Annotated in this window: 20 protein-coding genes, 1 tRNA gene and 1 other RNA gene; 14 read left to right on the forward strand and 8 right to left on the reverse strand. The window is 59.8% G+C overall.

Annotated elements, in window-relative coordinates:
* Positions 1-344 precede the first annotated feature (344 nt).
* Positions 345-755 (forward strand): hypothetical protein, encoded by a 411-nt coding sequence (locus MHK04_RS10370; protein WP_239207496.1) that lies wholly within the window; start codon positions 345-347, stop codon positions 753-755.
* 82 nt (positions 756-837) lie between these two features.
* On the opposite strand, the gene MHK04_RS10375 is transcribed toward MHK04_RS10370, so the two are convergent.
* Both MHK04_RS10375 and MHK04_RS10380 read right to left on the reverse strand, forming a co-directional pair.
* Positions 838-1,623, reverse strand: a complete 786-nt coding sequence (locus MHK04_RS10375; RefSeq protein WP_023021126.1) for an HAD-IIA family hydrolase — start codon at positions 1,621-1,623, stop codon at positions 838-840.
* Positions 1,620-1,913, reverse strand: coding sequence for an acyl carrier protein (locus MHK04_RS10380; protein WP_023021127.1), 294 nt, complete (start codon positions 1,911-1,913; stop codon positions 1,620-1,622). The genes MHK04_RS10375 and MHK04_RS10380 overlap by 4 nt, the downstream gene beginning before the upstream one ends.
* A gap of 27 nt (positions 1,914-1,940) precedes the next feature.
* On the opposite strand from MHK04_RS10380, the gene MHK04_RS10385 reads away from it, so the two are divergent.
* Positions 1,941-2,939, forward strand: coding sequence for an alpha/beta fold hydrolase (locus MHK04_RS10385; protein ID WP_023021128.1), 999 nt, complete (start codon positions 1,941-1,943; stop codon positions 2,937-2,939).
* 115 nt (positions 2,940-3,054) lie between these two features.
* Here the strand turns inward: MHK04_RS10385 and aceE are convergent, their stop codons facing one another.
* Positions 3,055-5,802: a pyruvate dehydrogenase (acetyl-transferring), homodimeric type gene (gene aceE / locus MHK04_RS10390; protein WP_023021129.1), complete on the reverse strand. Its 2,748-nt coding sequence runs from the start codon at positions 5,800-5,802 to the stop codon at positions 3,055-3,057.
* 337 nt (positions 5,803-6,139) lie between these two features.
* Between aceE and MHK04_RS10395 the strand changes: the two genes are divergently transcribed.
* Positions 6,140-6,538, forward strand: a complete 399-nt coding sequence (locus MHK04_RS10395) for a DUF3052 domain-containing protein (protein ID WP_023021130.1) — start codon at positions 6,140-6,142, stop codon at positions 6,536-6,538.
* Between the two features lie 68 nt (positions 6,539-6,606).
* A tRNA-Val gene (locus MHK04_RS10400) sits at positions 6,607-6,679 on the forward strand.
* Positions 6,680-6,897: 218 nt separating this feature from the next.
* Here MHK04_RS10400 and MHK04_RS10405 read toward each other — a convergent pair.
* Complete coding sequence (locus MHK04_RS10405; RefSeq protein WP_239207497.1) at positions 6,898-7,902, reverse strand: SURF1 family cytochrome oxidase biogenesis protein; 1,005 nt, start codon at positions 7,900-7,902, stop codon at positions 6,898-6,900.
* A gap of 10 nt (positions 7,903-7,912) precedes the next feature.
* Positions 7,913-8,404: a low molecular weight protein-tyrosine-phosphatase gene (locus tag MHK04_RS10410; protein WP_239207498.1), complete on the reverse strand. Its 492-nt coding sequence runs from the start codon at positions 8,402-8,404 to the stop codon at positions 7,913-7,915.
* A gap of 95 nt (positions 8,405-8,499) precedes the next feature.
* Between MHK04_RS10410 and MHK04_RS10415 the strand changes: the two genes are divergently transcribed.
* The 5 genes from MHK04_RS10415 (at position 8,500) to MHK04_RS10435 (ending at position 13,374) form a co-directional block, all read left to right on the forward strand.
* Positions 8,500-9,639 carry a Nif3-like dinuclear metal center hexameric protein gene (locus tag MHK04_RS10415; RefSeq protein WP_239207499.1) on the forward strand — a complete coding sequence of 380 codons (1,140 nt, stop codon included), beginning with the start codon at positions 8,500-8,502 and terminating at the stop codon, positions 9,637-9,639.
* The gene (locus MHK04_RS10420) at positions 9,640-10,356 is read left to right on the forward strand and encodes a zinc ribbon domain-containing protein (RefSeq protein WP_023021134.1); all 717 of its coding nucleotides are present in this window, start codon (positions 9,640-9,642) and stop codon (positions 10,354-10,356) included.
* Positions 10,356-11,489, forward strand: coding sequence for a bifunctional RNase H/acid phosphatase (locus MHK04_RS10425; protein ID WP_239207500.1), 1,134 nt, complete (start codon positions 10,356-10,358; stop codon positions 11,487-11,489). Before MHK04_RS10420 ends, MHK04_RS10425 begins: the two co-directional genes overlap by 1 nt.
* A gap of 15 nt (positions 11,490-11,504) precedes the next feature.
* Positions 11,505-11,954, forward strand: an RNA gene (gene rnpB / locus MHK04_RS10430) — RNase P RNA component class A.
* A 25-nt stretch (positions 11,955-11,979) separates the two neighbouring features.
* Positions 11,980-13,374, forward strand: a complete 1,395-nt coding sequence (locus MHK04_RS10435) for a ribonuclease catalytic domain-containing protein (protein ID WP_239204450.1) — start codon at positions 11,980-11,982, stop codon at positions 13,372-13,374.
* A gap of 12 nt (positions 13,375-13,386) precedes the next feature.
* Here the strand turns inward: MHK04_RS10435 and MHK04_RS10440 are convergent, their stop codons facing one another.
* Positions 13,387-14,661 carry a galactokinase family protein gene (locus MHK04_RS10440; RefSeq protein ID WP_023021137.1) on the reverse strand — a complete coding sequence of 425 codons (1,275 nt, stop codon included), beginning with the start codon at positions 14,659-14,661 and terminating at the stop codon, positions 13,387-13,389.
* A 259-nt stretch (positions 14,662-14,920) separates the two neighbouring features.
* On the opposite strand from MHK04_RS10440, the gene MHK04_RS10445 reads away from it, so the two are divergent.
* Positions 14,921-15,109, forward strand: coding sequence for a hypothetical protein (locus MHK04_RS10445; RefSeq protein WP_049361312.1), 189 nt, complete (start codon positions 14,921-14,923; stop codon positions 15,107-15,109).
* A 59-nt stretch (positions 15,110-15,168) separates the two neighbouring features.
* Here the strand turns inward: MHK04_RS10445 and MHK04_RS10450 are convergent, their stop codons facing one another.
* Positions 15,169-16,899 (reverse strand): CYTH and CHAD domain-containing protein, encoded by a 1,731-nt coding sequence (locus MHK04_RS10450; RefSeq protein WP_200288836.1) that lies wholly within the window; start codon positions 16,897-16,899, stop codon positions 15,169-15,171.
* A 135-nt stretch (positions 16,900-17,034) separates the two neighbouring features.
* On the reverse strand, positions 17,035-18,093 hold the full coding sequence (locus tag MHK04_RS10455) for a DUF2786 domain-containing protein (RefSeq protein WP_023021140.1): 1,059 nt from the start codon (positions 18,091-18,093) through the stop codon (positions 17,035-17,037).
* A 192-nt stretch (positions 18,094-18,285) separates the two neighbouring features.
* Between MHK04_RS10455 and MHK04_RS10460 the strand changes: the two genes are divergently transcribed.
* The 4 genes from MHK04_RS10460 to MHK04_RS10475 all read left to right on the forward strand — a co-directional run bounded on the left by MHK04_RS10460 (position 18,286) and on the right by MHK04_RS10475 (position 23,604).
* Entirely contained in the window at positions 18,286-19,623 is a 1,338-nt protein-coding gene (locus MHK04_RS10460; protein WP_023021141.1) for a glutamine synthetase family protein, read from the forward strand.
* Between the two features lie 7 nt (positions 19,624-19,630).
* A complete protein-coding gene (locus MHK04_RS10465; protein WP_239207501.1) occupies positions 19,631-22,702 on the forward strand; it encodes a bifunctional [glutamine synthetase] adenylyltransferase/[glutamine synthetase]-adenylyl-L-tyrosine phosphorylase in 3,072 nt (1,023 codons plus the stop codon).
* Positions 22,703-22,799: 97 nt separating this feature from the next.
* The gene (locus MHK04_RS10470) at positions 22,800-23,144 is read left to right on the forward strand and encodes a Cgl2226 family protein (RefSeq protein ID WP_239207502.1); all 345 of its coding nucleotides are present in this window, start codon (positions 22,800-22,802) and stop codon (positions 23,142-23,144) included.
* On the forward strand, positions 23,101-23,604 hold the full coding sequence (locus MHK04_RS10475; protein ID WP_023027875.1) for a hypothetical protein: 504 nt from the start codon (positions 23,101-23,103) through the stop codon (positions 23,602-23,604). The genes MHK04_RS10470 and MHK04_RS10475 overlap by 44 nt, the downstream gene beginning before the upstream one ends.
* The last annotated feature ends 143 nt before the right edge of the window (positions 23,605-23,747 follow it).

The raw sequence follows: 23,747 nt of genomic DNA on the forward strand, positions 1-23,747 counted from the left end.
TGTAACTAGCCGCTGTTGGAGGTAAGTCAAATAGGGTTTTCGCGCCCATGAGCAGGCCGTCTGGTGGAGAATATAGAACAAGCCTAGGGAGTTCACAGAAAAGGCCAAGTTTCACATTAATAACACTGGTTTCACCTGCAACTTTAGTCCCAGTCTGTACCTGGGGTTGAGGTTTAGCAAACGGGGGTTGAAGTGAAAGTTGAGGGTTGTAGGGGGAGGTGTGACGCAGGAAAATTGTGTGCAGACGCATCAGACAGTTCGTTGGGGAAGACGAAGCTCGTCTTGCATCGCGCCGGGCCGGCAGGCCTCGTGCGGTGGTGATCTATGTCGAGGGAGAATCGGCTATGAATACGTGCGTTAACCCTGCGCCGGTTGAACAGCCGGCCTCCACCTCCGCGTGGCCCTCCGTCAACGGTGGTGCCACCGTGGTTACCGGTGTGCTCAAGATTTCCGGGATGCCGCGCTCGCTGCGCTCGGAGATTGAACGCGCCATGGATCGGTGCATCCGTACCGAGTCGGAATTTATCATTCCGGGCGATGACCCACTGACCGCTCAGTGGTGCACTCGTTGGTTCCGGGATGGGCTTTCTGTCGCGGCGCTTGCTCGAGGCGGCAAAGCCTGTGCCCACTCAGACAGCGGTATTGGCTGCCAACAGGTGCTGACCGGCACCCGCGAAGAGCTAGATGCGCTGGACTGCGTCGTGCGCTACCTTGCACAGCGCCACGGCTTTACTGCTGCCGTGCGCCTGCCGTAGAAAGCACAGGGAGGGTGGACCAACAGCTGCTGGTCCACCCTCCCTTTTCCTTCTGCCATAAGTAGGGCCGGTTGAGGGCGGCCTATTCCTCCTCGGCGAAGGGATCAAAGATTTTGTCCGGCAGCTCGGCCACCGATTTCAGCACGGCAGAAGGGCGGTAGGGGTAGCGAGAAATCTCTCGGTCATCGGAGATGCCGGAGCGCACCAATACAGTGCGCATGCCGGCCTCGAGACCGGCCTTAACGTCTGTATCCATGCGGTCACCAATCATCACCGTGTGCTCCGAGTGGGCACCAATATGATTGAGCGCCGAGCGCATCATGACTGGGTTGGGCTTGCCCACGTAATAAGGCTCGCGGTTGGTGGCGGCGGTAATCAGTGCAGCCACGGCACCGGTGGCCGGCAATACTCCTTCTGGGGCAGGGCCGGTGACATCTGGGTTGGTGGCGATAAAACGAGCACCATTGCGGATGAGGTTAATCGCGTTCGTGATGGCCTCAAAAGAATAGGTGCGGGTCTCACCAAGCACCACAAAATCAGGGTCATCGTTGGTAAGGATCCACCCAGCCTCGTGCATGGCGGTGGTAAGGCCGGATTCACCCACTACATAGGCCTTGCTGGAGCTTACCTGGCTGGAAAGAAAATTCGCGGTGGCGGTGGCGGAGGTCCAGATGCGCTCGGCAGGAATATCCAAGCCGGTATTGCGCAGGCGGGCAGAAAGATCCCGTGGAGTAGACATGGAGTTATTGGTCAGCACCATGTACTCGATGTCATTATCCTTGAGCGCTTGGATAAATTTATCGGCGCCAGGGATCATCTCGCCTTCTTTGATGAGTACGCCGTCCATATCGGATAGATAAGAAATCATTGGTGGTCCTCCACATACTCGGCAATATCGCCGATGGTTTCGCAGTTGAGCATCGTTTCCTCAGAAAAACGCACCTGGAAGGTCTCTTCCGCGCGCACGGTCAGCTCCACTAGATCTAGCGATTCGACGCCAATATCCTTCAGCCGCTTATCCCGGCTCAGATCTTCCTCGGTACCGGTGACCTTGTTTATGAGCGCGAGGAGCTGGCCGAGCGTATCGCGCTCCGGCTCCTTTTCCGGCGCGCTCGCGTTGAACTTTGCCTGTAATTGGGCGCTGAGGTCGTTTGCCATGCCCACCAGTCTAGTATTGATCCCGTTATGGCATTGAGAAAACGTTCTTCCGTTGTGGCGCGTAGTTGGCTCAAGCGCCTGCGCCCCTCGCACCGCGCCGAGCTAGAAAAACTCTATGGCGGATTGCATGATCCCTCCACCGAGCCGGGCCTTACCCAGGTCAGCGCTTCCGGCACTGTGGAACACGATGGCCTAGATATTGCCTGGTACGAGGTGGGGCGCGAAGACGCGCCAGTAACCGTGGTCTTCATTCACGGCTATTGCTTATCCGCGGAAGCCTATTATGACCAGGCCAATTATCTCCGCGGTCGCAATGCGCGTGCACTCTTGGTGGATTTGCGCGGGCACGGCCAGTCCTCCACGGTCGCCCCAGAGGAGTGCACCGTTGATACGGCGGCTGACGACGTCCTCGCCGTCATTCGAGAGCGCGCTCCCCGTGGCAACCTGGTCATCGTCGGCCATTCCCTGGGCGGCATGGTTGCCTTAAACCTCATCCGCCGTGCTCCAGCCGAGGTTTATGAGCGCATCAAGGGCGCGCTGCTAATTTCAACTTCGATGCGCCGCTTTGCAGCAAAGGGCGTAGCGCAGATTCTGCAGTCGAAATCTCTGCATGCGCTCTACCGCCTCTGTCTGCGCCTGCCTGGTCGCGTCGATAGCGCGCGCTTTGAGGCCGCCCGGTTCATTGCGCCACTTTTTGCTGCGACCTTGGCCGGCTTTCCACAAATGGAGAAGCTGCAATTTCACGTTGCCATGCTTCTCGATACCCCCTTGGCCTCCTACTCCGGCTTCTTCGACGACCTTTTGGAACACGCCGAGTACGGCGCCGCCCCACGGCTGGCGAAGCTCAAGGGCGAGGTGGTAGTCGGAACCGCCGATATTGTCACCCCGCGTTCACAATCCGAGGTGCTCTGTAAGCATTGGCCCGCCGCGAACCTGCAGACGGTGGAAGGCTCCGGACACATGGTGATCCTCGAAGACCCCGAGGCTATCTCCGCGGCCCTTGGCCGCGTCCTTGATGCGATATAGACGGGCCGGATGCATAAGCCCGTTTGCTGGGTACGCAAAAGGCGCCGCGGCGGGGAAGCCGGCGGCGCCTTTCTTGTAGCGCGTGGCGCGGGCCTAGCCAGCACCAAAGCGGGGATTAGTCTTCGATGTGGGTGGTCACGGTCGGATCATCCAGCTTGAGATCCTTGGCTGCCTTCTCCACAACGGAGCGCTCAATCTTGCCCTCGCGAGCCAAGCCATCGAGCACTGCGACGACGATGGACTCGGCGTCGATATTGAAGTAGCGGCGAGCGCCCTCGCGCGTATCGGAGAAGCCGAAGCCGTCCGCGCCCAAGGTGATGTAGGTGCCTGGAACATACGGGCGGATTTGCTCCTGCAGCTCGGTGGTGAAGTCAGAGACACCAACGAACGGACCCTCGTAGCCCTTGAGCTGGGAGGTAGCAAAAGCCTCGCTCGGCTCCTCGCCCTTTCGCAGGGCTTCCTTGTTACGGCGGGCGCCGTCGCGGGCCAGCTCGTTCCAAGAGGTGACGGAGAAGATGGAGGCCTTGACATCGAAGTCGTCGGCAAGCATCTGCTGTGCGCGCAGCGCCTCGTGCACGCCTACACCGGAAGCCAGGATATTGGCAGCAATGGAGCCGCTCTCTGCGGTATTGAAGTGGTAGATGCCCTTGTGCAGGCCCTCCACGTCCAAATCCTCCGGCTCGGCCGGCTGGTGTACCGGCTCGTTGTAGACGGTGAGGTAGTACATGATGGCCTCGTTGTCCTTGCCATACATGCGCTCAATACCGCGGGAAACCAAGTGGGCAACCTCGTAGCCGAAGGCCGGGTCATAAGAAACCACGGCCGGGTTGGTCGCAGCCAAGACAGGGGAGTGGCCGTCCATGTGCTGCAGGCCCTCACCGGTCAGGGTGGTGCGGCCGGCGGTTGCGCCAATGATGAAGCCGCGGCCCATCTGGTCGCCGGCTGCCCAGAAGGCATCGCCGGTGCGCTGGAAGCCGAACATCGAGTAGAAGATGTAGAGCGGAATCATGGCCTCGCCCTGGGTAGCGTAGGACGTTGCCGCAGCGGTAAAGGAGGCAGCGGCGCCGGCCTCAGAAATACCCTCGTGCATGATCTGGCCGTCAGTAGCTTCGCGGTAGGAGAGCATGAGGTCGTGGTCCACCGGCACGTAGTTCTGGCCGCGGGGGTTCCAAATCTTCATGGTCGGGAACCAGGAGTCCATACCAAAGGTGCGGGCCTCATCCGGAATGATCGGCACGACGCGCTTGCCCAGCTCCTTGTTGCGCATAATTTCCTTGAAGGTGCGCACCAAGGCCATGGTGGTGGCTACTTCTTGCTTGCCAGAGCCCTTGCGTACAGAGCGCAGCTTGTCCAGAGCCGGTGCCTCCAGCGGGGTGAAGTCCTCGCGGCGCTCCGGCAGGAAGCCGCCGAGCTCTTTACGACGCTCCAGCATGTACTTGATCTCCGGGGAGTCCTTGCCTGGGTGGTAGTACGGCGGCAGGTATGGATCCTTTTCCAGCTCCGCATCGGAGAAAGGAATTTCCTGCTTATCGCGGAAGCGCTTCAGGTCATCCAGGGTCAGCTTCTTCATCTGGTGGGTAGCGTTGCGGCCCTCGAAGTTGTGGCCCAAGCCGTAACCCTTAATGGTGTGCGCGAGGATGACGGTTGGCTTGCCGGTGCCCTTGTTCTCCAGCGCGCGAGCATAGGCGGCGTAGACCTTGCGGTAATCGTGGCCGCCGCGGCGCAGTGCCCAAATCTCATCATCGGACATGTCTTCTACCAGCTTGGCCGTGCGCTCATCGCGGCCGAAGAAGTGCTCGCGCACATAGGCGCCATCGTTGGCCTTGAAGGTCTGGTAGTCACCGTCAGAGGTGGTGTTCATGACGTTGACCAAGGCACCTTCGGTGTCCTTTTCCAGCAGCTTATCCCAGCCACGACCCCAAATGACCTTGATGACCTCCCAGCCGGCACCGCGGAAGAAGGATTCTAGCTCTTGGATGATCTGGGTATTACCGCGAACCGGGCCATCGAGGCGCTGCAGGTTGCAGTTGACCACGAAGGTGAGGTTATCCAGCTCGTAGAGCGACGCGATCTGCAGTAGGCCACGAGATTCTGGCTCGTCCATCTCGCCATCGCCCAAGAAAGCCCATACGTGCTGCTTGGAGGTGTCCTTGATGCCGCGAGTCTCCAGGTACTTATTAAAGCGTGCCTGGTAGATAGCGTTAATCGGGCCCAAGCCCATGGACACGGTGGGGAATTCCCAGAACCATGGCATCAGGCGTGGGTGCGGGTAGGACGGCAGCCCCTCGCCCTCGCCACGGGATACCTCCTGGCGGAAGCTATCAAGGTCCTTTTCAGTCAGGCGGCCTTCCATGAAAGCACGTGCGTACATGCCCGGTGAGGCATGGCCTTGGAAAAAGACTTGGTCGCCGCCCGAAGGATCATCCTTGCCCTTGAAGAAGTGGTTCAAGCCCACCTCATAGAGCGGGGCAGCACCCGCGTAGGTCGAGATGTGGCCACCTACGCCAATTCCTGGGCGCTGTGCACGGTGCACCATGATGGCCGCATTCCAGCGGATCCAGCGGCGGTAGCGCTTTTCCAGTTCCTCGTCACCAGGAAACTCTGGCTCCATGGAGGTTGGGATGGTGTTGACGAAGTCCGTGGACGTCAACGAAGGCAGTTCAACGCGCTTAGCGGTAGCGCGCTCGAGCAGGCGCAGCATCAAGTAGCGTGCGCGCTCCGGATCGGAGTGCTCCAGCAGACCATCGAGGGAATCCATCCACTCGCGGGTCTCTTCTGGATCATTATCGTGAAGATACGATGCAACGCCGTCGCGGATGAGCGGGAAGTTGGAGTCGCCCTTGGTGGCGTCCTTCTCGGCCATTTAAACCTCCTGTATAAGGGTCTGCACAGTTTGCTTACTAGGATACGCGCTCACAGATCCACAATGGTTGTGAAGCCCGACTTAAGGGGACGTGCGGTACGTTACATCGTCATAACCAGTATCTTTACCGGGTTTATTGGGGTAAAAGAGGGTAGTTTGCAAACTCTGCGGAACTGGGCGAAGTGGTGGGAGGGCCTGCAAAATGGGGGAATTGCGCCCCTTAGGCGGGTAAAAGGGGCCGGTGGGCGTTAAAATACTTCTATTAAGCCGCGATTTACCCGCAGGATGCGGGGGATGCGCGGACCGGACATTCACCAAATTAGGAAGGAAATGCATAGTGGCTGACGCTGCAGTCAAGCTCGGAATCAAGGAAGGGCAAATCGCCCTAGAGCTTGGTTGGGACGAGGATTGCGATACCGCGATCTCTGAATCGATCGAAGCCGTGCTCGGCGATGATTTCTTGGAAGAAGAAAATGACGAGCTGTGCGATGTAGTCCTTCTTTGGTGGCGCGACGAGGATGGCGACCTTGTGGATGGACTCGTTGACGCGAGCCGTCCGCTGGCCGATAACGGTGCGGTCTGGCTGCTTACCCCGGGTGCCGGAAAGCCTGGCACCGTAGAGCCAGGGCTCATCTCTGAGTCCGCTCAGCTGGCCGGCTTGGTGCAGACCAAGGCAGAGCGCCTAGGCGAGTGGCAAGGCTCTTGCTTGGTGCAGCGCGGATACACCAAGAAGTAGGGCTTTACCTGCTGATTTGTGTTGCTCTAGCAACCTGCGCTACTGTTTCTAACAGCGCAAGAGCGCATGCGGCTTTAGCTCAGCTGGAAGAGCAATTGGTTTACACCCAATAGGTCGGGGGTTCGATCCCCTCAGGCCGCACAACACAGACCGCCTCTCGGATTGATTTCCGGGAGGCGGTCTTTTCCGTATGCATGGGCACGGGCTAGCCCGGGAGGGACTCAAGGCTTAAGGCGCCTGTGGGCCAACTTTCGGCCACGTTGTGCATGGCAGTTGGGGAAGTAGCCCTATTAGCGTGGCTGCTTCTTAGGCTTCGGCTAAGTACTCAGGCACTTCAGCCACGGCTGCGGGTTGTCGGCTTAGTAGCGCTCGCGGCGGCGCTGGTTTAGTTTGGCGTAGTGATCTGGTTTGGAGTCGCCGTAGCGGGAGCGATTGCGGCGGCTGGCGGCATGCGAGGAGGACGCGGCGGGAACGGCCGTGGAATCGTCGTTCGCGGCTTCGTGCTCGCTGGGTGCGGAGTCAGCGCCGGCCGTTGGTTCTGCGGGCGTGTGGTCCGCGGCGGAGGCGTCACTAGAGCCAGGCTCGGAGGGGGTGGAAGCATCGGCGTCGAGGGCGGCGAGGGCCTCTTCCTCGTCGCGCAGGCGGCGGCGCTCACGGATTTCGGACCACACGAAATAGCCCAAACCCAGCGGGGCCATGATGCCAAAGGCAATCCATTGGTAGCCATAGGAGAGGTGGTTGCCGCGGTCGAGCTGCGGGATGGGCATGGGGTTGAGCACGCCGGGCTGGTCCGCGGAAAGCTGGATGTAGTCGTGGGCTAAGGGGGCGTCGATAAGCGAGGCAATCTGCTCCGTATGGATGGAATAGACCTGCTGGTAGCCCTCCTGCTTAATGGGGGCGGACTGGTGCTGGGCTTCGTCGGCGCGGATCATGGCGGTAATAGTGGTTTCGCCCGAAGGAGCGGCGGGAATATCCGGTACAGCGTTGGCCTCGCCGGCCTTGACCCAGCCGCGGTTAACCAAGATGGTCAGCCCGGAATCGGTACGGAAGGGGACCAAGGACTGGTAAGACGGGCCAGACTCGGCCGGGCGCAGGCGCAGTAGCACCTCATCCTTTGGCAGGTAGCGGCCGTGCAGGGTCGCGCGGGACCACTCATCGTTTTTGATAGCACCGTGGTCATCCACGAGGTCTTCTACCGGCTGGGGGTCAGCCTCATAGGCGTGAGTGATGAGCTCGTTGCGTTCCACAATGTCATCGTCCTTGCCCAGCTGCCACGGGGCGAGGACGGTAAAAGCGAGGTAAGAAAAGGCCACGACGAACAGCAGCAGTAGAACCCAACCCGGCTTAAGGAACGTCTTTAGCATGGGGCCTAGTTTAGTCGTGGTGAGCGCGAATCCAATCCAGCAGGCCAGGCACGGCGGCCTCGATATTGTTGCGGGTGGTCTCGAAATCGGCGGCGGAACCATAGTAAGGGTCTGCCACGTCCGCGTCTTCCGGGGAGTTGGGATCGAAGCTGCGCATCAAGCGGATCTTGTCCGGGTCGATGCCTCGCTCAATAAGGGCGTCGCGGTGGCCTTTGTCCATGGCGATGAAGAGATCAGCATCCATGTGCTCGGCCCCCAGCTTGGCCGCACGGTGGGAACCGCCATCGTGGCCGCCGCGGCGCAGTTCGGCAATGGCGCGCGGGTCGGCTCCTTGGCCCACATGCCAGCCGCCGAGGCCGCAGGAGTCCACGGTGGCGACAAGGTCAAGCATGTCCTTTTCCATCTCATCGCGCACGATGATTTCTGCCATGGGGGAGCGGCAGATATTTCCGGTGCAAACAAAGACGAGGTAGAGGCCGGAGCGGGTAGCGGATTCGGTCATGCGGAAAACCCCTTCGCGCGAATAGTACTGTGGTGCGGAAGATAGGATATAGCAGTAGTAACTATTCCATGAAACGAGCATAAAGGAGTACCTCCATGTCCGCTGTGAGCGTGGGCGATGTCCGCCGCGTACTCGATGAGGCCTACCCGCCGCACTTGGCGGAAAAGTGGGACGCCGTGGGGCTTATCTGCGGTGATCCGACCGCGGAGGTCAAGCGCGTGGCTTTTGCCTTGGACTGCACCCAGGCGGTAGCGGAGCGGGCGGTAGAACTCGGCGCGGATATGCTCGTGGTCCACCATCCATTGCTCTTGCGCGGGGTGGAGTCCGTGGCGGCCGATACGCCCAAGGGCAAGGTCATACACACGCTGCTGAGCAGTGGCGTTGCCCTCTTTGCGGCCCACACCAACGCGGATAAGGCGCGGCCGGGCGTCAACGACAAGCTCGCGGAGCTGGTAGGAATCAACCCCGGCCGGCCCATCGTGCCGGAGCCCCAGGGCGTGGATAAGTGGGGCGTGCACGTGCCGGTTGCCGCGGCCGAGGAGGTGAAGCAGGCGCTTTTCGACGCCGGCGCGGGCCACATCGGTGCCTACTCCCACTGCTCCTTCGATATTGCGGGCACGGGCCAATTCCAGCCGGAAGAGGGAGCAGACCCGGCGGAGGGAGAAATTGGCGCCCTGCACCGCGGCGAGGAAATCCGCGTCGAGTTCGTCGCGCCGGCCGCGCTTCGCTCCGCCTTGCTGCAGGCCCTGCACGCCGCGCACCCTTATGAAGTACCGGCCTATGACATCGCGGAAACCGCCGGTCACCAAGACCTGGATAAGGCGCTCGGCCTCGGACGCGTGGGAGAACTGCCGCAGGAGATGACCCTGCGCGAGTTCACCCAGCAGGTGGCTAATGCCCTGCCGGAGACCGCCTGGGGCATCCGCGCCGCCGGGGATCCGGAACAAAAGGTGCGCACCGTCGCGGTTTCTTCCGGCTCGGGAGATTCCTTCCTCTCCGCGGCCGCGAAGCTGGGCGTAGACGTGTATGTCACGTCGGATCTGCGCCACCACCCAGTGGATGAGCACTTGCGCGCCGGTGGCCCGGCCGTCATCGATACTGCCCACTGGGCCAGCGAATTTCCGTGGACGGCCCAGGCGCGCGATATCGTAGAGAATGCTTTAGAACTGGATACGGAAATTATCAGCCTGCGCACCGACCCGTGGACTATCTCTGCGCACCCAAAGGAGTCATAAGTGAAACTATCGCAAGAACTACAGCCGGTACTGCTGGAGCTGGCCAACCTGGAACGCTCGCAGGGCCATGGCGCGAAGAAGGAAATCCCGGAACAAGCCGAGTATGACAAGGCTAAAGAAGAACACAAGCGCCTACTGGATGCTTCCGGCTCCGCGCAGATGGCCGTCGATGACATGGAGACTGAAATCCTGCGCATCCAGGCCGATGAGCGCAAGCTGCGCCAGCGCGAGCGCGATGATAAGCGCCAGCTAGGTGCTGCCGTAGATCCAGAAACGCGCAAGGACCTAGAGCACGATCTCTACGCCGCCAAGTCCCGCATCGCAGATCTCATGAGCGAGCTACAAGAAGCACATAATGAGGTGCACGCGCTGCGTTCTAACCTGGACGTGCACGGTGCGCGCGTTTCTGAGTCCGAGCGCAAGCTGGAAAAGCTGCGTCGCGCGGCCGAGGCGGCACAGGAGGCGGCTGCCAACCAGGAAGACCCGGCCGTGCGCATCGGCGAGTTGCGCCATCAGCTGCCTGCCGGGGTACTGAGCGAGTACGATACCCAGCGCGAGGAAAACGGCGTGGGCGCCGCCCAGTTCAAGGCCAACCGCGCTTGTGGCGGCTGCTTCATTGTCCTGCCGCCGGCGGAGCAAAACGCCGTGCGCAATGCCCCGGCCGATGAGTTGCCGCAGTGCGGCGATTGCGGCTCCTACCTGGTGCGTTTGGTCTAATGAAGGTCATTATCTACGCCGATGGCGGCTCCCGCGGTAACCCCGGAGTGGCCGGTTCCGGCACCGTTATTTATGACGGCAGCGGGCAGCGCATCCTGCGCGAAATCGTCTACGTAGTAGGTACCAAGTCCACCAATAACGTCGCTGAGTACAACGGCTTATTGCGCGGCCTGGAAGCCGCCACCGAGATGGGCGCTACCGAAGTGGAGTTCTACATGGACTCCAAGCTGGTGGTGGAGCAAATCAACGGCCGCTGGAAGATCAAGCACCCGGACATGCAGAAGCTGGCCCTGCACGCCCGTGGCTACATCAACGGCTTTTCTTCCTTCAGCTTGAACTGGGTGCCGCGCGCCAAGAATAAGGTGGCAGACGCCCTATCCAATGACGCCATGGACGCCGCGGCCGCCGGACATCCTGAAGGCATCGTTGTCGGGGAGAAAGATACTGCCGAACCGGCACAGGCTACGGAACGCGACACCACCGCGCCGCATCCCACCGATTGGCTTGGGGACCGCGGACCTACCACCCGCTTTATCCTGCTGCGCCACGGGCAGACGGACATGTCGGCCGCTAAGCAGTACTCCGGGCGCGCCAACCCGGGGCTTACGCAGCTCGGGCAAAAGCAGGCGCTGGCCGCCGCCCAAGCGCTTGCCGACGCCGATTTTGACGCCATTGTCTGCTCGCCCCTGCGCCGCTGCCAAGAGACAGCGGCGGCCGTGGCCAATGGCCGCGATATCGAGGTAGAGACCGTGGAAGGACTCATCGAGGTGGACTTCGGCGCATGGGAAGGCAAGACTGCGGCCGAGGCCCACCAGCGCGATCCGGAACTGCACGAGCAATGGCTGCATGACGCGAGCGTCGCCTGTCCGGGCGGCGAATCGCTGCAGGCAGTCAACCGCCGCGTGCGCACTACCCGCAAGGAGCTACAAGAGCGCTTTGCGGGCAAAACCGTGCTGGTAGTAAGCCACGTCAATCCGATTAAGTCCTTTATCCGCCAGGCGCTTGATGCTGGGCCGGCTACCTTTGGTCATCTCTTTTTAGACCTGGCTGCCATTTCCCAGGTGGAATTCTGGGAAGGCGGCTCTATGGTGCACGGATTTAACGATGTGGGCCACCTGGCAGGCCTGCGCTAGAATAAGGAACGCGAATGAGCCGGCCGGGTGATCGCGTCGCTTCATACGGGCAGCGAGCTGCTGCCGCGTGGGCGCCGAGGAAAGTCCGGACTCCATAGAGCACGGTGGTTGCTAACGGCAACCCGGGGAAACCCGCGGGCAAGTGCAACAGAAAGTAGACCGCCTTGTGCCTCCGCTTGAGCTTCGGCCCAAGTTGGAGCAACAAGGTAAGGGTGAAACGGTGCGTTAAGAGCGCACCAGCACCGTCAGTGATGGCGGTGGCTGGGTAAACCCCACCGGGAGCAAGGCATCACGGCCCCGCCACGTTGCGGGGCCCGATCAGGCGTTTTAAGGCTGCTCGCTCGAGCCTGAAGGTAGCTGCTGGAACCAACTGGCAACGGTTGGTCTAGATGGATGTTCACCGCACGGTGCTCCCTTGGGAGTGCCGCGATTAGACAGAATCCGGCTTATAGGCCGACTCATTCGCCCCAAGACGTTTATGGTGGTGGACATGAAGCTCTACGCCGCCCCGCTCGATTTCCGCGCCATTGCCGCAGAATTTTCGGTAGCCACCGATTTTCCGGCTGCGGTCACCCACCAGGCCGCCCACGCGCAAGACCGGTATGCCGACTCGCGCCGCGACGCCCGCGATATTCCCTTCGTAACCCTCGATCCCGCCGGCTCCATGGACTTGGATCAGGCGGTTTACCTGGAAAAGCGCGATGGTGGCTACCGCGTCTTTTATGCCATTGCGGATGTCGCCGCCTTTATTGAGCCCGGCAGCGAGCTGGAGCGCGAGTCCTTCCGCCGCGGCCAGACTATTTATCTTCCCGATGCGCCAGCTCGCCTGCACCCGCCCGAGCTTTCCGAAGACCGTGCCTCACTGCTGCCTAAAACCGATAAACCGGCCGTGCTGTGGACCTTTGATCTAGATGACGCCGGTGAGGTGGAGTCTTTCCACGTCGAGCGCGCGCTCATCTACTCCCAGGCCCGCCTGGACTATGAGGGCGCGCACGCGGACTTGGCGGCCGGTAACCTGCACCCGTCTATTGCATTGCTGCCGGAGGTGGGACGATTGCGCCAGGAGTCCTCCCTGCGCCGCGAGGCCATTTCCTTGCGCCTGCCCTCCCAGCGCGTAGTGGAAAATTCTGATGGCACCTTTGAGCTCATTATCGAGCCTCGCTATGAGGTCATGGACTATAACTCGGAGATCTCTCTGCTTGCCGGCATGTGCGCGGGACGCCTCATGCAGGAAGCGGGCGTGGGTTTTCTGCGTACTTTGCCCGCCGCCGAACCGGAGCACGAGCGCCAATTTCGCGCCGAGGCCCAAGCCCTGGGCTTTGCGCTTGGCGATGCCCCCATTCCCCAGTTTCTCCTCACCGTCGACGCCGATTCCCCACGCGGCATGGCAGTCATGCGCGAGGCCCAAAGCCTCCTGCGAGGCGCCGATTATGCGTGGCTAGGAGAGCAGGAAGCGCAGGTGCATGCCGGGATAGGCGGCTACTATGCACACGTGACCGCGCCGCTGCGGCGCCTGTCCGATAGGTTCGCCACCGAGGTTTGTCTAGCCCTCTGCGGCGACTACGAGGTTCCCGGCTGGGTGGGGGAGCGCGCCACGGAGGTCATTGGCGCAATGCGTTCTACCTCGCAGCTTGCCTCCCAAGTGGATAAGGCCTGCCTCAACCTCACCGAGGCCACCGTGCTGCGCCCCTGGCTCGGCACCAATTTCCCGGCCACCGTCGTAAGCGGCGATGCAAAGCGGGACAAAGCTCGGATTTTTGTGCCGGAGCCACCAGTCTTCGCCCAATCTGTAGGCGCGCCAGAAACCGGCAGCGAAACCACAGTCTCGCTGGTGACAGCGGATACCGATTCGCGCGAGGTACTCTTTGCGTGGCCTGCTGACTAGCTGGTGAGGCTACTAGCTCTCGCCGCGTGCGGCCTCGCCCGGCTGTAATTCGACTACGAGCAGGCCATCGTCTGCCAGGTCGGCCGCAAAATTATGCGCGCTCTTCGCCGGCACGTAGGCAATGACTGCGTTCGATGTGCCCGCGTGTGCCGAACGCCCCGCTACGGCACCGCGGACCGTGACTAGCTCGGCGAGTTTTTCTGCCGAGTCCAAGCCGTAGATATTGGCTAGGGAGGACTGTGATTGCAAAAGGATGGGGAAGAGCTCCGCGCCGCGATGCGAGCGCAGGAAACGGGTGAACTTTTCTACCCGCTGGGTTTCTTCCTCATAAAAGGCCATCCATTCCGTAGCGGCGCTGATGCTCGGGTGTCCCTCCTCGCCGTAGACCTTGTGGACGGCCTTGAGCCAATCGAGGACGCGCTGTTGGGCGTCTGGAAGCAAGCGCAGCGAATCGGTGCCAAAGGAATGGCAGGCATCATCAATAAAGCGCTCCCGCTGGCGGATATCGGCGATGGCCTTTTCTTCCTGCGCGGAAAAATCTTCCGGCACCGCCACCGCGAAGGCAGCTATCTCGCGACCAACAAGGTGCGGTGCGTGGGTGACAGAACCGTCGGCGTAATCCATGATGCATACGCCCTCACCCGTGCTGCGCAGAGCCGCGCTATGGCGGGCACGCAAAGGCGGCCGCGCACCAAAGGTAGTAACGGCCTGGGTGCATACATCTGCCACCCGGGCCCTTAGCGGCGCATCCAGGTCAGCATCAGCCCCCATGAGTGCCAGCGCTACCGCGACGTCCGCGGCGGCATCCGCACCCAAACCAGCACCTTCCGGAATGTCGGAGGCGATGGTGATATCCGCACCGGCTGTCTCACGAGAGAGCAACTGGCGGTTAATCATCGTGTGGACAATGCCACCCACGCGGGCAGCCAGCCCTCCCTCCGGAGCCGGCGGAATGATTGGCTGGCCCTCTGCATCCGTGGTGGGTTGTTGCGCTGTTGCCAGCTCTGCGAGCGCTTGCAGGCTTATCGAATCATGGGCAGGCTCACCTTCTGCCGGGTGAAAATGTACCGCTACCACGCCATCGGTGCGCGAGCTTACTGCCGCAGCGGCACGTAGCTTGTCCACGCACATGGCAACAATGCCGCCGAAGTGGTCAATGTGTTCACCAATAAGGGACCACGTTGCCGGCGCGCTAGCGGTATGAGTTGGAGCGCTGCCCGTGAGATCAGTATGTGCTTGGGCGGCGCGCTCGGCTACAGGCTCTGCAGGCGTTGACCACAGTGGCATGGGTGCTAAAGCTCCTTTTCCAGGTTCTGGGACCAGTAGTCTTCGTTGCCACTCGCACGCGGCGGTGCGCTTAAAGCAACGAATGCCCGCCACCTTTTGGTGCGGCGGCGGGGAATACGACATGGAATCGTATAAAAGAAATGTGCTGCCCCACATTCTAGCGGGCATCGCTTAGACGGCGTGGGTAGTGTGGACACAAACCATACCAGCGGCAGCGATCAGCCGGTGCCGCTGGCGCTACGACTGAGAGGATAGTTTTATGAGCGATGCAGACCAGAAGTGGTTCTTCGATCCAGCCACCAAGGAAGTCAGCCAAGGCAAGACCTCTGGCTGGGAAAACCGAATGGGCCCGTATGACACCCGTGAAGAAGCAGAAAACGCTATCGAAATTGCCCACGCCCGCAACGATGCGGCAGATGCCGCAGACAAAGAAGATGACTGGAAGTAAATAACCTCCAGCCATCTTTTTCTACGCCGTGTTTCCCGGTAACTGCCCGGGAAGCGCGGCTACTTTAGTTTTTTACGCAGCGGCTTAAACGCCGCCTTGATGTCTTTGAAAGACTCGGCGTAATCATCCAGCGCCTTCAGCCCGATGGTGCGCTCGCGTTGATAGAGCAGGCCATAGCCAAAGGTATTTTCGCCACGGCGGCGAGCGGAATCTGCCAGTTCGAGCAGCTTATCGCGCGAGGTCACGGAATCTTGGAAATCACCGAGCACCGACTGCATCTGCTTGCAGGCCTTATAGAGACGCTTGGTCTTAAGGTTGGTGGCAGAACCAGCTGCTTCTGCTGCATAACGCAGCTTCTTTGCAGCCTTACGCATATCGTGGAAATAGTCCTCGCGCTCGTGCAGGGACAGCTCCGGGTTATCCCAATTCTCTACGGCCTTCTTATGGCGCTTGACCAGCTTGTTATAGGCCTTTTCAAGGTGCTGCGCCATCACAGTGTCCATGTCCGCGGACTTGTCCTTGGACTTCTTCTCTGGCTTCTTTTTGGCCTTCTCTGCAGCAGCCGCGTTATCCTCGCGGGACTCGGAAGAAGCAGCGCCTTCCTCCGTAGAGGACAGTTCTTCCGTCTGCTCCGCATCATCATTTACCGGAGCGGATTCCTGTTGCTTATCGGCCGTTGGCGGATCCGCGAGCAAGCGGTCGAGCGACTCTAGCAGCTCGAGGTAACGCTCGGAATCTAGGGCGGCGACAACGCGACGGTGCGCACGGCGGTAGGCGGTGCCCATATCCTGCGCAATGTGCTCGCGGGTGGAATCATCCAAGGTGTCAGAATCTTCGGACTCCAACAGCTTCTGCCAGCGCTCTTCAACAACCTCCGCATCGCGAGCAACGCCCAAAATGCCAGCGAGCTCCTTCAGATCGGCTTCAATTTTTTCGATTTCTGGTCCGACCACGATGCCATGGAAGGTCTGAAGGTGGCTGCGCAGCTCGCGGGTAGCTACACGCATCTGATGCACCGAGTCCCACTCATCGCGGCGCACACGTGGATCATAATCAACCAGCTTGTCGCGGTTAGCTTGCAGTGCGGTGATCACGGCGGCGGCAGGGGAATCCGGGTCCACGTCCGGCGATACCAGGGCCGGGGGAAGCGGGGCGTTGGCATAAGAATCACCCAAGGCCGATTTCAGCTTGGATGGGGAAGAAGATACGCGTGCACCGGCACCGATGAGAAGAGAGGTAGCACGGCGAATGAACTGCGTTCCTTCCTCGGTACCAGGTAGCTCACCTGCGAGCTCTACTTCCCATTCGCGCCACGACTGTTGCTCGCCGCCGGGAAGGAAGGAAAAGGCGGTGACGTGGTCATCGCAAAACTCTGCCACTGGCTTATTATCGGCATCTGCCAAGACCATCTCGGTGCGCTTGTTGTCTACCTGAGCAATTGGGGTGAGCTCGTTGTGGCGGACAATGGAGCGAACCTGATGGAGCAGCTCGCTAGGAACTTCATAGCGGCCATCGACAGGCTCTCCCAATTCTGCGTGGATTTCGGTACGGCCAGCCTCGCTAGGAATCTTGATATGCCAGCCATCATCATTGCCACCGGTGCGGCGGCGGAGGGTGACCTTAGCGTGGGTGAGGCGGAGGTCTTCAGTGTCGTAGTAGATGGCCGAAAGAGCGTGGTGGCGCGTGTCTGCGACGTGGTCAACTCCCTCAAGGCGGGTCAGTTCAGGGAGCTGAGTGGACTCGGCTACGGAGAATTTCGCTTCAACTTCGAGAAAAGACTGTGTAGACATTCACGTACCTTCTACTTTCTAGACCTAATCAATCTCATCGGTGATCTTACCTGTAATGACCTCGTTGCGGTGCCATACTCTGCCCCCGTTCGCTAGCAGGGAACGGGGGCCAAGAACCGTATCAAACAGGGGAAATTACCGTGTAATTTCTGGAACTGAACCGAGCCCTGAGGCGTCGCCTCCCAAGTGAGATTTATCGGCAGCGGCAATGCCATCGTTGATGCCGTGCAGACTGTTCATTGATAGCGACATCTCTGTGAGATTGGGAAAGAGGCGGTTGCGGGTATCGATGGCGTGATCCGTGCGTGCTTGCAAAGCGGGAAGGGTTTGGGTGGCTACAGCCTCTGCATGGTGAGAGCAATACTGAGACTCACGCAGGTTTTCAGCAATTCCGTCCTCATTGGCTTGGGTGAGCAATTCACCGATGCGGGCGGCATAAGACAGGCGGAAGCTGCGGCGATATGCGGCAGTGGAATTAGTAGCGCGGGCGATTTCCGCGCCATCGCCGTTACGCATAAACCAGTCGCATTGGCGGTTGAGGGAGGCAAAGAGGTCGGCGCAATGGGCGGCGTCGGCAGGAGCACCGATGACACAGGCTAGGCCTTTGTCATGGATGAGGAGCGTGGTGCATCCATTGGCGTCAGAAATGGTGCTGAGCAGGGAAGCCTGGTGCTTGATATAGGGCGGGTGGATGTGCACGCGGTGGGAAATGAGATTGGGGAGCTCGGAAGTAAGCAGATCCTCGATGCGATACTTCTGTTGCAGGGACTGCGCCTTAGAAATCAGAACCTCGGCCTCGTCTTCAAAACTGGTGGACTCAGCCTTGCGTAAAAGTCCTAGGACCTTTGCACGAATTTTGCGTTGTTTATCGCTAAGCCCGTCTTCTCGCAAGGATTCGCCAAAGGCCAAAAGTTCAGTATCGCGCAGCCTAGGAAGGTGAATTAGCTCTTTCATAATGGCGCGCAGCTTATCGCGCGGAATGAAATTTTCGTCCGGCGGAGCCATTTGTAGCCAAGCCTTGCGTAAGGCAGGGGAGGTAATCCGTGCCGGCACATGGGGGCTAGCACGGTAGATAATGGGGTAAGCATGCGGGCCTAAGACGTGCTCTAAATCCGCCGGTGCCCAACCATGTTGCGCGGCGGTGATGAGGCGTTCGATTACGTGAGCAGAAAGGTCATCGCAGTGGGTGGTCATAAAACTTCGTCCTTTAAAAGGTGTACGTGTGTTCGCTTGCTTCCTCAGCAAAGCATGCACATCAGTAGGCCCGTGAAGGAAAAGCCCCCGCTTGATACCCCCTAGATACTCTTGCGACCTGCGCATTTCGCCCTGGAAAAACTGTCGCATGAACTGCACATCCCTCGGAGGTGAGCCGGTAAGGTCTAAGGCATGAATAGCCAACACGAATTTGTCCTACGAACCGTTGAGGAACGCGATATCCGCTTTATCCGCCTGTGGTTTACGGATATTTTGGGCGCCCTTAAATCCGTGGTCATGAGCCCATCCGAGCTGGAATCGGCCTTTGAAGAAGGTGTTGGCTTCGATGGTTCTTCCGTGGAAGGGTTCTCTCGTATCTCTGAGTCTGACACCATCGCGTTGCCAGATCCCTCCACCTTCCAGATTCTGCCCTTTGATATGGATGAGCCGGACCTGCAATCGGCCCGCATGTTCTGCGATATCGCGCAGCCGGACGGCCAGCCCTCCATGGTGGATCCGCGCCATATCCTGCGCCGCCAGGTTACCGAGGCCGCCAATGATGGATTTACCTGCATGGCCTCGCCAGAAATCGAGTTCTACCTTTTTGAGCGTGGCCGCGAACTCACGGACTTGGTACCGACCGATAATGGTGGTTATTTCGACCAGGCTACTCATGATACCGCCCCGCTTTTCCGTAGGAAGGCGATGCTGGCGCTGGAATCACTGGGAATTGCCACGGAGTTTAGCCATCACGAAACCGCACCGGGGCAGCAAGAAATTGATCTGCGCCATGCGGACGTGCTGACCATGGCTGATAACATCATGACCTTCCGGCACGTAATCAAACAGGTGGCAACCAACTCCAACGTGCGCGCCACCTTCATGCCTAAGCCTTTCGAGCATCTGCCAGGCTCCGGCATGCACACCCACTTGAGCCTTTTTGAAGGCCAATCCAATGCCTTCCACGATCCGGACGATGAATTTTCCTTATCGCAGACTGGCCGACAGTTCATCGCCGGAATCCTGGAACACTCCACGGAGATGTCCGCCATTGTTAATCAGTGGACAAATTCCTATAAGCGCCTGATGTTTGGCAACGAGGCACCGGGTTCAGCAACCTGGGGTGTGTCTAATCGCTCTGCGTTGGTCCGCGTGCCCACCTACCGGCTTACTAAGGAAGATTCCCGCCGGGTAGAAATTCGTTCCATTGATGCCTCCATGAACCCGTACTTGGGTTATGCGGTGCTCTTGGCAGCCGGTCTGCGAGGAATCCGGGAAGGCTACGAACTCGATGATCCAGCTGAGGACGATGTCCACCAGCTCACCCGCCGCGAACGCCGGGCAATGGGATATAAGGATCTGCCCACCAGCCTGGACCAGGCTTTGCGCGAGTTTGAAAAATCCGAGTTCATGGCGGAGGTGTTGGGCGAGCACGTCTTTGAGTTCTTCCTGCGCTCCAAGTGGGATGAGTGGCATCACTATCAGAGCCAGATCACCACCTTTGAGCTGCGCAATAACCTGAACTTCTAGGAGAATAATGCGTCCTGCTGCTGTACCTTCACCGGCCACGCTTGGCCTTACCCGCCCGCATGCTGCTTCGGATATTGAGCAGCTGGGCTGGAATAACCCTGAATCGGTCAATCTTTTGTGGACCCTTGCGGCCGTGGGGGATCCAGACCTGGCCCTCAACAATCTCATCCGCATCTATGAACAAGTCCCAGAGCTCGATGAGGCTGTGCGCGCCAATGAAACGGTGCGTGTGCGCCTTTTTGCCCTGCTGGGTGCTTCGACCGCCTTTGGTGATCACCTCGCGGCAAACCCTGAGTTGTGGCGAGAGCTAGAAAAGCCCCTCCCACAGCCCGAAGAGATGCTGCAGAGCCTGCTCGGCGCCGTCGACGCCCAGCCCGCGGAATTTGCTCAGGATATTGATCGGCCCGATCCGGCGCGTGAGGATCTTAGCGCGCCGGGCACCTACCGCGCCGGCGAGGGAGAGCATAAGCAGGCGCTGCGCACGACCTACCGCACGTTAATGATGCGCATTGCCGCTTGCGATGTGGCCGGTACCTTCCATGCACGCAAGGGCCAGACCACACCCCAGCCGGAGGTAGGATTCCGCCAGATTACGGCTCTGACCACCGCGCTTGCCGACGCTGCCTTAACCGCCTCCCTCGCCTGCGCTGTGCGCACCATCTACGGGGACGAGCCTGTAGACGCACAACTAGCAGTCATGGCGATGGGAAAGTGCGGTGCGGGGGAGCTGAACTATATCTCTGATGTGGACGTCATTTTCGTCGGCAGTGAGGCAACCCCACGGGCAATACGCCTGGCGGCGGAGTTCAATCGCATTGGCTCCACCACCTTCTTCGAAGTAGATGCGAATTTACGCCCAGAAGGAAAATCGGGTGCTTTGGTGCGCACTTTGGAATCACACGTTGCCTACTACAAGCGGTGGGCGGAGACTTGGGAATTCCAGGCGCTCCTGAAAGCGCGCGCCATGACCGGTTACCTACCACTGGGGCAGGACTATCTGGATCAGATCCGCCCGATGGTGTGGACGGCCTCCCAGCGCGAGTCCTTTGTAGAAGACGTCCAGGCCATGCGCCGCCGCGTGTTGGCTAATGTTCCTGCAGAACTCAAGCATCGCGAGCTGAAGCTGGGCGTGGGTGGCCTGCGTGATATTGAATTTGCAGTCCAGCTCTTGCAATTGGTGCACGGGCGTTCCGATGAAACGCTTCGCGCATTATCCACAGTGGATGCGCTGGAGGCATTGGTTTCGGCAGGGTACGTCGGACGTGAGGACGGCACCCAGCTCATTGAAGCCTATGAGTTTTTACGCTTGCTTGAGCACCGATTGCAATTGGAGCGCTTCCGGCGAACGCACACGCTGCCCGATAGCGATGATGAAGACGGGATGAAGTGGCTAGCACGCATCGCCGGTTTCTACCCGCAGGGCACTCAATCCGCAGCCGAGCGCATGCTTTCGCACCTGCGCCGGATTCGCCTGCGCATCTCCGAGCTGCATTCGCGCCTGTTTTATCGGCCGCTTCTTAATTCTGTGGTCACCATGTCCGCCGATGAGCTGAAGCTCTCGCCCGAGGCCGCCAAGCTGCAGCTGGCCGCGCTGGGTTATAACCACCCGGACCGCGCATTCGAGCACCTGACTTCTCTGGCGGCAGGAACCTCACGCAAAGCACGCATCCAGGCGATCTTGCTGCCCACCTTGATGGAATGGCTTTCCGATACCGCAGACCCAGACATGGGCCTGCTGAACTATCGCAAACTTTCCGAGGCTGCGAACGATAGGTCGTGGTTCTTGCGCATGCTGCGCGATGAAGGAATTGTGGGCCAGCGGCTCATGCACATCCTGGGCACGTCACCGTTTACCTCGGATCTGATTATTAGCGCGCCGGATTCGCTAAAGCAGCTTTCCGACGGCGCCACTGGCCCCAAGCTACTGGAAACCAAGCCCGAGCAGGTCTCCAAAGCACTGGTTAATTCCAGCAAGCGCCACGCCGACCCAGATAAGGCGGTGGCGGTGGCTCGCTCGCTGCGCCGGGTAGAGCTTGCCCGCATTGCTAGTGCGGATTTGCTGGGCTTTATGCCGGTCAAGCAGGTGTGTTATGAGCTATCTACCATTTGGGATGCCGTGCTGGAAGCTGCCCTTCGCGCCGAGGTGCGGGCATGGCGCCTAGCCAACGAGGATGCGGAGCCACCAGCGCGCATTGCCGTCATTGGCATGGGCCGGCTGGGAGGCATGGAGCTGGGCTTCGGATCAGATGCGGACGTGCTCGTGGTAGCAGAACCCGCCGAACAGGATGCTGACTCTGCTGCAGAAGGGGAGGCAGTGAAGTGGGCCATCGGGATCGTCGATAAGCTCCGGCGCCGCTTGTCTAAACCCTCGGGAGACCCGCCACTGGATGTCGACTTAGGCCTGCGTCCCGAAGGCCGCTCCGGTGCGGTGGCACGCACTATCTCCTCCTATGAGCGTTACTACCGCGAATGGGGCGAGTCCTGGGAGCTACAGGCTTTATTGCGCGCGGCCTTCGTTGCTGGGGATAAAGAGGTAGGCGAGCGCTCTATGTCCATGGTGGATAGCTTCCGCTATCCAGAAGGCGGCGCCAGCGCATCTACCATTCGCGATATTCGGCGCATGAAGGCACGTGTGGACAATGAGCGCCTACCGCGCGGCGCGGACCGCAATACTCACACCAAGCTTGGCCGCGGTGCGCTAACCGATATTGAATGGACCGTTCAGCTACTGACGATGATGCATGCCCACGAGTACGCCGAACTCCATGATCCGTCTACGCTGCGCGTGCTTGATGCTTTGGAAGAAACCGCTATCCTTTCCGCCGGGCAGGTATCTGACCTGCGCGAAGCCTGGCTAATGGCTACCGACGCGCGCAATGCGCTAGTGCTTGTGCGCGGCAAGCGCGTGGACCAACTGCCTGGACCTGGCCCGCAGCTGGCCCAAGTAGCCGGTGCCGCCGGATGGGCACCGGAAGATAACCAGGAGTTTTTGGAACACTATTTGAAACTAACCCGGCATGCCCGCAAGGTAGTCGATGAAGTCTTTTGGGGCGAGGAGGAATCCTTCGAGCATTCTTAGAGTTGCCCTTGAAAATCCCCGGTGTGGGCATCGTAGCCTTACTTTTTGCACTGATGGACTCTAGAGTGGGATGGGAAAGAGGAAGGACTGGCTAGTTATGTCTTTTAAGCTGCAACTCGATGTGGATAACGCTACGGTAGGCGAGCTATCCGCATTGCTTTCCGCTGCGCGTGCTGCGGGCGTGCGCGACGGCGACGCCCTGCACCTTGATGGCACCACAGTGACCATTGAGGTCTCCACCCCTCGGGAGCAAAAGCCCACACCGCCGAGCCCGGAATCAGCGCCGCAAAATTCCCGCCAAACCCCTCGCTCTTGGGGCCGCGCCGACCGCATAGGGGAGGCCACCATTCGCTCCATCATTGATGCCCTAAATGATCGCGGCGAAAACCAGCGCGGCAATGACTACGGTTCTTTTAGCGATGGCGCTGGTTTCCATGGCTAAAATCAGTGGGGCGCACCGCCGCAAGCTCATCTATCTGTGGGTCTTTGTGGCCGTGGCCGTCATCGTGGCCATCGCAGTAGGGGTATGGGCAACCAACCGCGACAATCCACCCAAAGGGACAAAGACCGTGGGCGAGGCCGTGGCCGGTGGCGTAGTCCAAGAAGACGTTCCTGCGCAGGTCAATGGTGCCATTAAGGACGATAATTCCACCGATGCTAACCGGGTGACCTCCCTAGCTAAGGCATTGGGCATTCCCCTAAAATCCGTCCCGCGAGATATTACCCAGACCGAAAACGGTAAGTCTGATGTGCGCGTGTACCTTGAGCGTGAGCTGAGCAGTGCAGTGGAAGCCGGTGACATCAGCGAATCCGATGAAAAAGCGGTTCTCGTAGCTTTTGAGCGAGGCCTTGTTATGCCGGCTAGTGATGGGATTGTGGCGGAAAGCTACCCGGCAAACTAACCAGTCTTTACCGTGCAAGTTGGGGACGAAAATCCAGGAAACCCGCAGCTGCGAGGCATCGCCTTGGCAGTAACTCTTCCTAAGGTAAAACATCACAAATTGGTAACGGGCATAGTGCTCGGTGCCGAAGCCTTTGGAGGAGA

It is taken from the genome of Corynebacterium nasorum (genome assembly GCF_022345765.1).
Taxonomy (GTDB): Bacteria; Actinomycetota; Actinomycetes; order Mycobacteriales; family Mycobacteriaceae; genus Corynebacterium; species Corynebacterium kefirresidentii.